Here is a 12,961-nt window from a genome sequence, read left to right as displayed (position 1 = left end):
ACGTTAGCTAAGTCAATAGGGATGCGGCTTTCCAAAAAAATAATTTTGGGATTTGTTTTCAATAGCGTATTTTTGAATCATGGCAAAAGCACAAGGATTTTTTACCTTTTATTTTTACTACTTCTTTAACGAGAAGCCGGGAACGCTTTTGTTGTAACTGAAAAGAGAAAAAACAAACAACATAAAGAGTCCCGGCCAAAAGCCGGGACTTTCTTTTTATCACAATTCAAACAAATGGAAAAGCAAACACAACATCAAACGAGCAAACCCCATAAAGTAGCCATCCAAGGCTATGAAGGAAGTTTTCACCAGGTAGCTGCTCGCCAGTTTTTTGGAGAAGATGTTGAAGTGATTGCTTGTGATACTTTTCGTGATGTAGTGAAAATTGCAGCCAACAAGAAAGAAAGTGATGGCGGCGTAATGGCTATTGAGAACTCCATTGCCGGAAGCATTCTACCCAATTATAGTTTGCTTAAGAAATCGAACCTTCAAGTAGTAGGTGAAGTGTATTTGCAAATTAAACAGAACTTATTGGTAAACCCCGGTGTGAAATTGGAAGACATTAAAGAAGTGCATTCACATCCTATGGCCATTTTACAGTGTCTCGACTTTCTCGAAAAACACAATTGGAAATTAGTTGAAACAGAAGATACCGCTTTAAGCGCGCAGCATATACACAAAAATAGAAGCAAAACACAAGCGGCCATCGCCAGCAAATTGGCTGCTGAATTGTTCGATTTAGATATTCTTGCACCGAATATCCATACCATGAAAAACAATTATACGCGTTTTCTGGTGCTTCAACGTCCCGATAGTGCAGCCCCCATTGAAAACCCTAACAAAGCAAGCATCAATTTTCACACCGATCATTCTCAAGGAAGCTTGGCTCGTGTGCTAACAATCATAGCACATGCAGGGATCAACTTAAGCAAGCTCCAAAGTTTTCCGATTCCGGGCTCCGATTTCAAGTACAATTTTTACGCTGATCTGGAATTCGAGTCTATACAACAATACCATTTCATGGAAGAACAAGTAAAGAATCAAACAGAATCTTACACTTGTTTCGGCATCTATAGAAACGGAAATCAACTCAAATTAAAAAGCGCATAAATAAAGGGGTTATATGATAGCAACGGCAAACAGGTTAAATGGAATAGGCGAGTACTACTTCTCTCAAAAACTGAGAGAAATAGACGGACTCAACAAAGAGGGAAAGAAAATCATCAATCTGGGTATTGGCAGTCCCGATCTTCCACCTCATCCTGAAGTGGTGAAAATTCTTCATGAGGAAAGTGCGAAAGCCAATACACATGCCTATCAATCCTATAAAGGTTCTCCTATTCTGCGCAATGCTATTGCAGATTGGTACAAAACATGGTACGGAGTATCTTTAAATGCGGATACCGATATTTTGCCACTGATTGGAAGTAAAGAAGGCATCATGCATATTTGCATGACCTACTTAGACAATGGAGATCAAGCATTGATTCCCAACCCCGGTTATCCTACTTATAGCGCTGCTGTTAAGTTAGCCGGTGGAGTTCCTGTTTCTTATGAACTAAAAGAAGAAAACAAATGGCAGCCCAATTTTGAAGCATTGGAACAAACCGATCTTTCAAAAGTAAAATTGTTGTTCGTTAATTATCCGCACATGCCAACCGGAACCCTTCCGGAAGCATCCTTTTTTGAAAAGCTGATCGCTTTTGCTAAAAAACACAATTTGTTGATTGTGCACGATAACCCTTACAGTTTTATTCTGAATGATCAACCGCAGAGTTTACTCGCTACTCCCGGGGCTTTGGATTGTGTGTTAGAACTGAACAGCTTGAGTAAATCTCAAAACATGGCCGGTTGGCGTGTGGGTATGTTGTGCGCTTCTAAAGATAGAATCGACGAAGTATTGCGTTTTAAGAGCAATATGGACAGCGGCATGTTTCTTCCTTTGCAATTAGCCGCAGCGAAAGCCTTGAGCTTGGGAAAAGATTGGTACGATAGCGTAAACGCGGTATATAAAGAAAGAAGAGAAAAAGCATTTGAGTTGTTGGATCTGCTGCATTGCACTTATGATCGCGCTCAGGTAGGCATGTTCGTTTGGGCAAAAATTCCTGCAGCTGAGGAAAGTGGTTATACAGTAAGCGATAAGGTGCTCTACGGCGCCAATGTATTCATAACCCCGGGGGGAATTTTTGGAACAGCCGGGAATGGATACGTGCGCGTGAGTTTGTGCAGCACTATTGAGAATTTCAACGAAAGCATTGCCCGAATCAAATCAAAATTGAGTTAAGCTATGTTTCAGAATGTAACCATTGTTGGTGTTGGATTGATCAGTGGCTCTTTTGCGTTGGCTTTAAAGGACAAAGGGCTAGCCAAGAACGTTATAGGCGTAAGTAGAACTGCGTCGAGTGCCCAAAAGGCAATTGATTTGGGAATTATTGATGAAGCTTTGCCTTTGGAAGAAGCGGTGGCAAAAGCGGATTTGATTTATGTGGCCATTCCGGTAGATGCTACCATTCCGGTGATGACTACCATAATGGATCTCTTAAAACCAGGACAAATAGTAGCAGACGCGGGGTCTACTAAACAAGCATTGTGCGACGCATTGAGAGATCACCCCAACAGAAAGCAATTTGTAGCCACCCACCCCATGTGGGGAACAGAATACAGTGGTCCGGAAGCTGCCGTGCGCAATGCCTTCGTAGGAAGATCCTGTGTGATCTGTGAAAAAGAAGTCTCCGATCCGGATGCAGTGGAAGCAATGGAGAAGATCTATACCGATTTAGGAATGCGCTTGGTGTACATGGGTTCACACGATCATGACCGCCACGTGGCCTATGTGAGTCATATTTCTCACATCACCTCCTTTGCGCTTGCCAATACGGTATTGGAAAAAGAAAAGGAAGAGAATGCCATTTTTGAATTGGCGGGTGGTGGTTTTGAAAGTACCGTTCGTTTGGCAAAAAGTACTCCTTCAATGTGGGTGCCAATTTTCCAACAAAACAAGGAAAACGTGTTGGATGTACTAAACGAGCACATTTCGCAATTGCGCAAGATCAAATCTTGCTTGGAGAAAGACAATTACGAGTATTTGACCGAATTAATAGAGAATGCGAACAGCATTCGACGTATTATAAAATAGAAGAATAGGAGCCTGTAATAGGCTAACTATCAGCTCTTTGAATAGTTTATTAGGCAGGGCGTGGGTTTTGCAGTACCTTTGCGCCAAATTAGTAATTTATATGATGACTTTTGATGCGTTGGGTTTGGATGCTGCATTGGTAAAGGCTACCGATGAGTTAGGATTCAAAAACCCAACAACCATACAGGAGAAAGCAATTCCTGTATTATTGAGTGGAACGAAGGATTTTGTGGGACTGGCGCAAACGGGCACAGGAAAAACAGCCGCATTTGGCTTGCCTCTTTTACAACTGGTTGATTCTACAAAAAAAACAGCGCAAGCATTGGTGGTTTGCCCCACTCGTGAATTGTGTTTGCAAATTGTGAATGAACTTGAGTTATTCAAGAAATTTCTTCCCAGTACAAATGTAGTGGCTGTTTATGGAGGTGCTTCCATCGGTACTCAAATTAGAGAACTGAAAAGAAGTGTTCAAATAGTTGTAGCTACTCCGGGACGATTGATCGACTTAATCGAACGCAAAGCAATTAATCTCGACGAAATCGAATACGTTGTTTTAGACGAAGCGGATGAAATGTTGAACATGGGTTTCCAAGACGACATTGAGTTCATTCTACAAAACACCCCAAAGAGAAACGCCACATGGTTATTTAGTGCTACCATGCCACCTGAAATTAAGCGCGTGAGCAAAAAGTACATGCAACAACCGGTGGAAGTGACCGTGGGTAAAATGAATACCGCCAATAAAAACATCGATCACCAATACTTTATCACCAGTTCTCAGAACCGTTATGAAGCATTGAAAAGATTGATCGATTTTAACCCCGGTATCTATGGAATCATTTTCACCAGAACAAAAATCGACGCCCAACAAATTGCCGATAAACTAACCCGCGAAGGATACGATATCGATGCCCTTCACGGTGATTTGACGCAGCAACAACGCGATAAAGTAATGGGTGAGTTTCGCGACAAAACCCTTCAACTTCTAATCGCTACAGACGTGGCCGCTCGCGGTATTGATGTACAGGGAATTACCCATGTTATCAATTTCGAACTTCCCGATGATATTGAAGTGTATACGCACCGAAGTGGAAGAACAGGACGCGCGGGCAACACCGGTATTTGTATGAGTTTGATTCATTCTCGCGAAACCGGAAAATTGCGTCAAATTGAAAGAATCGTTCAAGCGCCTTTCCATAAGTTGGAAATTCCAAGTGGTAAAGACGTTTGTAGAAAGCAGTTCTTTTCATTTATGGATAAACTCTTGCAACGTGATATAAGTCATGGTGACTATGAAACCTACTTACCCATGTTGCAGGAAAAATTTGCCGATGTAAGCAAAGAAGAAGTGTTGAAACGTGTAGCTTCTCTTGAATTCGACCGTTTCCTCAAATACTACGAAAACGCAGAAGACTTAAACGTTCGCGAAAGAGAACGTTCTAATTTCAGAGAGCGTGGTGAGAGAGGAGATCGTGGAAACGATAGAGGAGGCGACAGAGGAAATGATAGAAGAAGAGATACCCGCGGCCGTGAATTCGGTGGGGGTGGCGACTATCAACGTCTCTTTGTGAACCTTGGCACGAAAGATGGTTTTTACAAAGCCAGTTTCTTACAATTCATATTAGACATGAGTGATCTTAAAAAAGAAGTACTCGGAAGAATTGATATGAAAGAAATGAACAGCTGGGTAGAAATCGATCGCAAAGCGGCTCGTCAAATGATTGAAGCAGTTGACGGGAAGAAATACAAGGGCCGCCGCATTCGTATGAACGACGCTAATAGCCGATAATAGTCAGATGTGATCATCATTGAAATGATGCAGCTGCTGTTACGGCAACTGTATAAATCAATTTTGATCACATTTTTAATTTCACCAATATGCAAGCAACAGACGCAACTAACATGAAAGAAGTAACCCAGCAGGCCTGGAACAAGAAGCCCATGATCATCAGTGGCCCTTGCAGTGCCGAAACAGAAGCTCAGGTTATTGAAACTGCTCAACGATTAGCAAACACCGGTAAAGTAGATGTACTTCGCGCCGGAATTTGGAAGCCTCGTACCAAACCCGGTATGTTCGAAGGGATCGGTGCGAAAGGATTACCTTGGTTACAACAAGCCAAGAAATTGACCGGCTTGCCTACAACCGTAGAAATTGCTACCGGAAAGCAGGTGGAAGATGCGCTTACATTTGATGTAGATATTTTGTGGATCGGTGCTCGTACTACCGTGAACCCTTTCAGTGTTCAAGAAGTGGCCGATGCTTTGAGAGGTGTAGATATTCCCGTATTGATCAAGAACCCAATCAACCCCGACCTCGAATTGTGGTCAGGTGCAGTGGAGCGTGTAGCGCGCGCCGGAGTGAAACAAATTGGTTTGATTCACCGTGGTTTTTCTTCATACGGTAACACAGAATACCGCAATGCACCGATGTGGCACTTGGCAATTGAAATGAAACGCCGCAACCCTGAATTGAAAATTATCAACGACCCTTCACATATTTGTGGTCGCCGCGATATCTTAATGGATGTAGCTCAAAAAGCCATTGACCTCGATTTCGATGGTTTGATGATTGAAAGCCATATCGATCCCGACAATGCTTGGAGCGATGCCAAACAACAAGTAACCCCGGAACGTTTGGGTGAAATGATTTCAAGTATCATCTGGAGAAGTGAAGATACTGCTTCACAAGAATACCACGCGGCTCTAGAAAAACTACGTCAACAAATCAATCACCTCGATGATGAATTGATGCAGATTTTAAGTCAGCGTATGAAAATCGCTGAAAAAATTGGTGAGTACAAAAAGAACAACAATATCACCATCCTCCAAACCAATCGTTGGAATGAAATTTTGGAGCGTGCCTTTGTGAAAGGTGAGAAGCAAGGATTGAGCAAAGAATTCATCACTCGTTATTTTGATGCGGTACACATGGAAAGTATCAACCATCAGAATAAGATTATGAATGCCTAATACATTGATACAAGGCCAACCGGCCTTGTATTTTTCATTTTTATAAGCATGGAAAAGCAGACCTACACTTTTTCAGGCGCTAAAGTGGACTATTATTTCGATGGCAGCATAAAGCAGCTGAAAGAAATTGTAGACCCAAAGGCGGCTGTAATTATCACAGATGAAAATGTTTTTAAAGCACATCACGCTGCCTTTAAAAACTGGAATACCATTGCATTAAAAGCAGGGGAGCAATATAAGGTTCAAGCTACGGTTGATGCCATTGTTGAACAACTCATTGCTTTAGGAGTAGACCGCAAGTTCACTTTGGTGGGCGTTGGTGGAGGTGTTATCACCGATATCACCGGCTATATTGCCAGCATTTACATGCGCGGTATTCGTTGTGGATTTGTGCCAACCACTTTGCTAGCAATGGTAGACGCATCTATTGGAGGTAAGAACGGAATAGATGTAGGAATCTATAAGAATATGGTAGGCATCATTCGCCAACCCTCTTTTCTTTTGTACGACTTCAAATTATTGAGCAGTTTGCCGGAAGCAGAATGGCAGAATGGGTTTGCAGAGATCATTAAACATGCTGCTATCAAGGACGGCGCACTGTTTAAAGAGCTGCAACAATACAACATTGGGTATTATCAGAAGAACAAAAAAGCATTGGCTGCATTGGTGAAAAGAAATGCGCTGATAAAAACCAAAGTAGTGTTGAAAGACGAGTTTGAAAAAGGTGACCGCAGGCTACTCAATTTCGGGCATACCCTTGGGCATGCAATCGAAAATCAATACGAGCTTTCTCACGGTCAGGCTGTAGCAATAGGAATGACTTATGCCGCAGAACTGAGTGAACGAATTTTGAATTATAAAGGCAAAAATGAGCTGATAGAATTGATCAAAGCCTATCAACTGCCTACCTATGCCAAGTTCAGCATGAAGAAAGCAATTGCAGTATTGGAGAAAGACAAGAAAAAGGAAAAGGCAGTGATGAATTATATTCTTCTACAAAAAAATGGAAAAGGAGTGGTGTATCCCATTCCAATGTCGGATCTAACCAATTTGCTATTACAACTTTAGTTAAGCCCGTTTAGGAAATATGAAAGTAACAGTACAACCTTCATCACTCAGCGGTTCTATTCGTGCCGCAGCATCAAAAAGCTCCATGCAAAGAGCTTGTGCAGCAGCCTTGGTTTCCGGGGCCACAACCACTGTAATCAACCCGGGACATAGCAATGATGATGAAGCAGCTAAAGATATCATTACCCGTTTGGGTGCAGTTATAGAAAAAGCAGGTGAAGAAATAACCATCAGCTCAAGTGGAGTAAAACCCGTTGCAGAGGCCATCAATTGCGGAGAATCGGGCCTAAGCATCCGTATGTTTACTCCTATTGTTGCCATGAGTGAAAAAACCATCACCATCAATGGTACCGGTAGTTTGGTTACCCGACCAATGGATTTCTTTGATGAAATTTTACCGCAACTTGGAGTGAACATACAAAGTAATGGTGGTAAACTGCCTTTACAAGTAACAGGGCCTTTAAAGCCGGGAAATATCACCATCGATGGAAGTTTGAGTTCTCAATTCTTAACCGGACTGCTCATGGCATACGCTGCTTCAAATGCCAGTGATGTTACTATTACGGTTACCAATTTAAAAAGCAAGCCATATGTTGATCTTACCCTAGCGGTAATGAAAGAGTTTGGATTGAAAATACCTGTTAACAACAACTACGAATCTTTCTATTTCGATAAAAATGAAGCTGTAAATCCTTCCAATAGAACCTATACCGTTGAAGGAGATTGGAGTGGAGCCGCATTTCTGTTGGTTGCGGGAGTCATTGCCGGTCCAATTACGGTAAAGGGCTTGGATGTGTTTTCAACACAGGCTGATAAGGCGATTCTTCAAGCGATCATGAGTTCGGGAGGAGGCATTTCCATTGAGCCTACACATATTGAATTACGCCCCCTGCCATTGAAAGCATTTCATTTCAATGCAACCGAATGTCCAGATTTGTTTCCTCCATTGGTAGCATTGGCTTCCTATTGCGAAGGCAAAACAGTAATTGAAGGCGCTACTAGATTAACACATAAAGAAAGCAACCGTGCGCTCACTTTGCAAGAAGAATTCGGTAAAATGGGAATCAAAATTGAATTGCAAGACGATTTGATGATTGTACACGGAGGTACCGGAGTGAGAGCTGCAAAAACCCATTCGCATCACGATCACCGTATAGCCATGGCTGCTGCAGTAGCCGCTTTGAAAGCAGAGGGAGCCGTTGAAATTGAAGAAGCAGAAGCCATTAATAAGTCGTACCCCGATTTCTACGATCACATTCGGAAACTAGGAGGCATCATTCATTAAACAATTCGCATCAATAAACTGAATTGATGTAAATTTATACACCTTAGTATTATGAACTCATTTGGACGCATATTAAAAGTTTCCATTTTTGGTGAATCACACGGAGCTTCTGTGGGAATCACTGTTGACGGGCTTCCTGCCGGAATGCCTTTGTTCTTGGAAGACTTTGTGACGGATATTGAACGACGCAAGGGTGGCACTCAAAAAGGTGTAACGCCCCGTCAGGAATCGGATATGCCCATTTTCAAAAGTGGTTTGTTTAATGATAAAACAACCGGCGCTCCGCTAACAATGATCTTCGAAAACAACAACACGAGAAGTGGAGATTATGATAAATTAAGAGCGGTACCTCGACCCGGTCATGCCGATTTTGTTGCTCATCAAAAATTTGGTGGCTTCGAAGATTATAGAGGAGGAGGCCATTTTAGCGGACGATTGACGGTTTGTTTGGTGGCGGCAGGTGTGATTGCTAAAAAGCTATTAAAGCAACTGTCCATTACCGCTAGTTTACTCGAAATAGGTGGTGAAACCGATATAGAAAAAGGCTTGCAAAAAGCAATCGATGCAAAAGACTCTATTGGAGGAATTGTAGAATGTAGGGTTTCGGGATTGCCTGTTGGACTCGGAAATCCTTTCTTTGATTCTGTTGAGTCTGTGATCAGCCATGCTGTTTTTGCCATCCCGGCTGTGCGAGGCATCGAGTTTGGTACCGGTTTTCAAGCCGCCAAAATGTTCGGCATTGAACACAATGATGCGATCATTGATGGCCTGGGAACTACTCAAACCAATCATGCCGGTGGGGTAGTAGGTGGTATAACCAATGGAAATGAATTCGTATTTCGAATTGCAATTAAACCCACTTCTTCTACTCCAAAAGAACAACATACTTGGAATTGGGAAACCAATTCAATGGATGAGTTCTCTGTAAAAGGGCGTCACGATCTTTGTATCGCGCTTCGCGTTCCGGTTGTTTTAGAGGCTGTTACAGCTCTTGTGCTGGCCGACCTGTACATGTTGGAACGACACATCCCAACTATTTACACCGAATCTTAAAAACTATAAAAACCGATTGCTATGCCAATTATATACCATTTAGTAACACCAAAATCGTGGGCAGAAGCGCAGGAAAAAGGGTATTATGAAGCTGCTTCTTTGAAAGAGGAGGGGTTTATTCATTGCTGCGAAGCTGGTCAGATAAAGGGCGTAATTGAGCGATATTATAGCAATGTGCCGGATCTTCATAAATTGGTGATCGATACTTCCAAGTTAACCAGTCAATTGATCTATGATTGGTCTCCCTCTACTCAGGATACTTTTCCGCATATATACGGGCCTATTCAGTTGGAGGCCGTAATTGGTATTGAAGCCGTGTAGGGAGTTGTAAGTAGTGAGTTTTAAGTTTTAAGTTATTTGTTTTGGGAAGGCCGGATACAAATGAGTTGAACTAGGTGCCAGACTTATAACCCAAAACTCAATAACTCACAACTCGCCGCTTCCCAATGCCGTTGGGTATAAATAGTAACACTTATAAGAAAAAAGGCCCCCTTTGTGAACTGATAGTAGGCTATCCCCTGATTTTTTTTTATCATTGTGTCAAATTTCCAGACCGTTTCTCCACTTCGAAAGTTTTGCGGGAAGCAATCACATTTATGAATCGGCTATTAATCCTTATTTCCTTTTCTGTTTTCGTTTGTTTTTTGGCCATCGGATGTACTTCTGATGAGAGCAATGCACCGCGCATTGTAGAAAAGCCTGAGGAAATGGATGATGTAGTGGGCCGACAAATTTCCAGATTATTAGAACAGTCTCTCAACAAAAGCGGACGAATTTCCGATACCATTATCATTCGATTGGATACACTGATCGATATCTATTACAAAAACAATGGATATAAAGCCGTTTGGACACATGAATCGGCTTTTACTCCTTTGGCAGACTCATTGATTGATTTCATCGGTCGCTCAAAATACTTTGGACTCTTTCCAAACGACTATCACTACTCAACACTTTCGGCTATAAAAAACCGATTGGTGACGGATACCTTGGCACATAAAGATGCTGTATTATGGGCGCAATCGGATCTAATGCTTACCGATGCAGTGATGCTGATAGGAAGGCATCTAAAACAAGGTCGATTGCAAAAAGATAGTATCACACTTACAAAAGACACACTTTTGCCCCCCTTGTTTTACAGCGAGTTAATGACTGAGGTACTCTCTTCAAAAAACATTGAAAAAAGTTTTCAATCATTAGAGCCAAAAGTTATTGGATACGATTCACTCAAAAATGGTCTTAAACACTTCTTAGATTCTATCCAGCAATTTAAAAAGTATACCTATATCATCTACCCAAATAAAGACTCTGTTCAGTTGATGGCGCAGTTGAAGGCGCGTTTGGAGGAAGGCGGATTGATTGACAGTAGTTTTAATGATCAGGATACCTTGGCTTGGAAAACGGTGTTAACCAGCTATCAGAAACGCTTCAACTTAAAGCCAACCGGAAAGATCAATGTAGCTACAGCTGCACGCCTCAATTATACTCCTTGGGAACAATTCAAAACAATTGCCTTGAATTTGGATAAATACAAGCAATTGCCCGATACCATGCCCTCCCGTTATATTTGGGTGAATATTCCTAGTTATTATATGCAAGTATGGGATGCAGATACTTTGGCATTCACATCGAGAGTAGTAGTAGGAAAACCTGAAACCCGTACTCCTTTATTAACTAGTAAGATCACAGATATCATTACCTATCCGCAGTGGAATATTCCTACCAGCATTATTGCTAAAGAAGTGATTCCCGAAGCAAGAAAAAGTACGGCTTATTTCGCCAAACATGGGTACATGATTGTAAACAATAAAGGCGAAGAAATTGACCCGGCTTCAATCAATTGGTTTAAATACACAAAAGGAATCCCCTACAAAGTGATCCAGGGAAGTGGTGATGCCAATGCTCTCGGGATCCTTAAATTCAATTTTAATAATAAGTACAGTGTGTACATGCACGATACCAACCAACGGTATTTATTTGCCAATGCCAGTAGGAGTTTGAGTCATGGCTGTGTACGCGTTCAAGAATGGCAAAAATTGGCCCATTTTATTGTACAAGGTGATACCGTTAGAAAGTCTAATGACTTGTTAGTCAATAAGTCGCAAGATTCTCTGAAAGTTTGGTTGAAAAGAAAAGAAAAGCATACACTTTGGGTTCGTAATCGGATGCCCGTTTTCATACGATATTTTACTGCTGAGGGGAAATTGGGAAAAGTGAAATTTTATGAAGATATTTATGGGGAGGACAAGAAGTTGCGCGAGCGATATTTCGCAGACAAATCCATCCAATAATCGATCTATATGGCGTCACGATTGCTCCTTATTTGCTGCAGCTGCTTGCTGTCAGTTTCCCTGTTTTCTCAGGCTGTAAAGTCTGATTCCACTACCATACGGAAGAAAAAATCGGGAATTCCCAAGATCAAGATCGGAACCGCTTCTTACTACGACAATAAATTTGAGGGCCGAAAAACGGCTTCAGGGGAAGTATACACTCAGAAAAAGCTTACCGCAGCCAGCAATACGCTGCCCTTACAATCCTGGGTGAAAGTGACCAATTTGAGTAATAATCGTTCAGTAATTGTTCGCATCAATGACCGGATGCACCCAAAAAACCGTCGTTTGATCGATTTAAGCCGCGCTGCTGCCTCAAAACTCTCCTTTATTGGGAAAGGGCTCACAAAGGTGAAAGTGGAGTATTTAGGCAAGAAAAAGCCCGAAAACTTCGACGAGGAGGAGCCGGAAGAGCCCGAAACAAAGCCCGTGGAACAGTAAATAAAAAATTTTATAGTTACGTTGGAGGCCTTTATTTTTGTTACTACCAAAACACGCTCGTTTATGAAGAAACTAACCGTTGCTCTAATCGCCCTATTGGGATTTTTAGGAGTATCCGCACAGGATAGTGGGGTGCAGCCAGCTACTTTCGGAATCAGCATTATTTATAATGATTTTACTTCTGCAGCGAATGTTCGTAAGAACAATCTGGGTTCCGTATTCAAAAACAAAGAATTTTCAAAGTTAAAAGATATGACTCCCGGTTTGGCTGTGAGTTATACCAAAGGAATTAATAAGAGCCTAGACTATTCTCTAACTCTTTCAGGATCTCTGGTAGATTATCCGGTTCCTAATAAAGTGACTTATGGCAATGATGGCTTGCTTTTAGAAGGGGATGCTACTATTCGTGGAAGAATGTTGCCTGCAAACTATTTGATCGTTCCTTATTTGCAAACAGGAGTAGGGGTGTCAAATTATCGTTCTTATGTTGGTGCATATATTCCTGTAGGAACAGGGATGCAAATCAATGTATTTGACGAAGCCTATTTGAACATTCAAGCTCAATACCGTATACCGGCTACTGAAGTAGTGGCTTATCACTTCTGGTTTGGAATCGGTTTCTCTGCTAAACTGACGAAATAATTCAGGTAATAACTAATTAAAAGCCCCGCAGCTATC

At 41.8% G+C, this 12,961-nt stretch carries 12 protein-coding genes; all 12 read left to right on the top strand.

Annotated features, from left to right (window positions below; translation table 11 throughout):
• Window positions 1-234: 234 nt before the first annotated feature.
• The 12 genes from ACQ2HE_RS15660 (at window position 235) to ACQ2HE_RS15605 (ending at window position 12,925) form a co-directional block, all read left to right on the top strand.
• A complete protein-coding gene (locus ACQ2HE_RS15660) occupies window positions 235-1,110 on the top strand; it encodes a prephenate dehydratase (protein ID WP_430896944.1) in 876 nt (291 codons plus the stop codon).
• 13 nt (window positions 1,111-1,123) lie between these two features.
• Window positions 1,124-2,284, top strand: a complete 1,161-nt coding sequence (locus ACQ2HE_RS15655) for a pyridoxal phosphate-dependent aminotransferase (protein WP_430896946.1) — start codon at window positions 1,124-1,126, stop codon at window positions 2,282-2,284.
• Between the two features lie 3 nt (window positions 2,285-2,287).
• Window positions 2,288-3,136, top strand: a complete 849-nt coding sequence (locus ACQ2HE_RS15650; protein ID WP_430896948.1) for a prephenate dehydrogenase — start codon at window positions 2,288-2,290, stop codon at window positions 3,134-3,136.
• Window positions 3,137-3,236: 100 nt separating this feature from the next.
• Window positions 3,237-4,925, top strand: coding sequence for a DEAD/DEAH box helicase (locus ACQ2HE_RS15645; RefSeq protein ID WP_430896950.1), 1,689 nt, complete (start codon window positions 3,237-3,239; stop codon window positions 4,923-4,925).
• A gap of 89 nt (window positions 4,926-5,014) precedes the next feature.
• On the top strand, window positions 5,015-6,106 hold the full coding sequence (locus ACQ2HE_RS15640; RefSeq protein WP_430896952.1) for a chorismate mutase: 1,092 nt from the start codon (window positions 5,015-5,017) through the stop codon (window positions 6,104-6,106).
• A gap of 48 nt (window positions 6,107-6,154) precedes the next feature.
• Entirely contained in the window at window positions 6,155-7,174 is a 1,020-nt protein-coding gene (gene aroB / locus ACQ2HE_RS15635; protein ID WP_430896954.1) for a 3-dehydroquinate synthase, read from the top strand.
• A 19-nt stretch (window positions 7,175-7,193) separates the two neighbouring features.
• On the top strand, window positions 7,194-8,459 hold the full coding sequence (aroA, locus tag ACQ2HE_RS15630) for a 3-phosphoshikimate 1-carboxyvinyltransferase (RefSeq protein ID WP_430896956.1): 1,266 nt from the start codon (window positions 7,194-7,196) through the stop codon (window positions 8,457-8,459).
• 51 nt (window positions 8,460-8,510) lie between these two features.
• Window positions 8,511-9,512, top strand: coding sequence for a chorismate synthase (locus tag ACQ2HE_RS15625; RefSeq protein ID WP_430896958.1), 1,002 nt, complete (start codon window positions 8,511-8,513; stop codon window positions 9,510-9,512).
• A 21-nt stretch (window positions 9,513-9,533) separates the two neighbouring features.
• Window positions 9,534-9,833, top strand: a complete 300-nt coding sequence (locus tag ACQ2HE_RS15620; RefSeq protein ID WP_430896960.1) for a DUF952 domain-containing protein — start codon at window positions 9,534-9,536, stop codon at window positions 9,831-9,833.
• Between the two features lie 275 nt (window positions 9,834-10,108).
• A complete protein-coding gene (locus ACQ2HE_RS15615; RefSeq protein ID WP_430896962.1) occupies window positions 10,109-11,803 on the top strand; it encodes a L,D-transpeptidase family protein in 1,695 nt (564 codons plus the stop codon).
• Between the two features lie 9 nt (window positions 11,804-11,812).
• A complete protein-coding gene (locus tag ACQ2HE_RS15610) occupies window positions 11,813-12,283 on the top strand; it encodes a septal ring lytic transglycosylase RlpA family protein (protein WP_430896964.1) in 471 nt (156 codons plus the stop codon).
• A 63-nt stretch (window positions 12,284-12,346) separates the two neighbouring features.
• On the top strand, window positions 12,347-12,925 hold the full coding sequence (locus ACQ2HE_RS15605) for a hypothetical protein (protein ID WP_430896966.1): 579 nt from the start codon (window positions 12,347-12,349) through the stop codon (window positions 12,923-12,925).
• Window positions 12,926-12,961: the final 36 nt, after the last annotated feature.

The sequence above is a fragment of the Endoryza foliicola genome (assembly GCF_050589245.1).
GTDB lineage: Bacteria > Bacteroidota > Bacteroidia > Chitinophagales > Chitinophagaceae > Endoryza > Endoryza foliicola.
This window is presented reverse-complemented; position numbering and strand designations above follow the sequence as displayed.

Coding starts and splice junctions, on each gene's coding strand:
- ACQ2HE_RS15660 (WP_430896944.1), top strand. CDS start 235: ATGGAAAAGCAAACACAACATCAAACGAGCAAACCCCATAAAGTAGCC.
- ACQ2HE_RS15645 (WP_430896950.1), top strand. CDS start 3,237: ATGATGACTTTTGATGCGTTGGGTTTGGATGCTGCATTGGTAAAGGCT.
- ACQ2HE_RS15655 (WP_430896946.1), top strand. CDS start 1,124: ATGATAGCAACGGCAAACAGGTTAAATGGAATAGGCGAGTACTACTTC.
- ACQ2HE_RS15615 (WP_430896962.1), top strand. CDS start 10,109: ATGAATCGGCTATTAATCCTTATTTCCTTTTCTGTTTTCGTTTGTTTT.
- aroA (WP_430896956.1), top strand. CDS start 7,194: ATGAAAGTAACAGTACAACCTTCATCACTCAGCGGTTCTATTCGTGCC.
- ACQ2HE_RS15625 (WP_430896958.1), top strand. CDS start 8,511: ATGAACTCATTTGGACGCATATTAAAAGTTTCCATTTTTGGTGAATCA.
- ACQ2HE_RS15620 (WP_430896960.1), top strand. CDS start 9,534: ATGCCAATTATATACCATTTAGTAACACCAAAATCGTGGGCAGAAGCG.
- ACQ2HE_RS15650 (WP_430896948.1), top strand. CDS start 2,288: ATGTTTCAGAATGTAACCATTGTTGGTGTTGGATTGATCAGTGGCTCT.
- ACQ2HE_RS15640 (WP_430896952.1), top strand. CDS start 5,015: ATGCAAGCAACAGACGCAACTAACATGAAAGAAGTAACCCAGCAGGCC.
- ACQ2HE_RS15610 (WP_430896964.1), top strand. CDS start 11,813: ATGGCGTCACGATTGCTCCTTATTTGCTGCAGCTGCTTGCTGTCAGTT.
- ACQ2HE_RS15605 (WP_430896966.1), top strand. CDS start 12,347: ATGAAGAAACTAACCGTTGCTCTAATCGCCCTATTGGGATTTTTAGGA.
- aroB (WP_430896954.1), top strand. CDS start 6,155: ATGGAAAAGCAGACCTACACTTTTTCAGGCGCTAAAGTGGACTATTAT.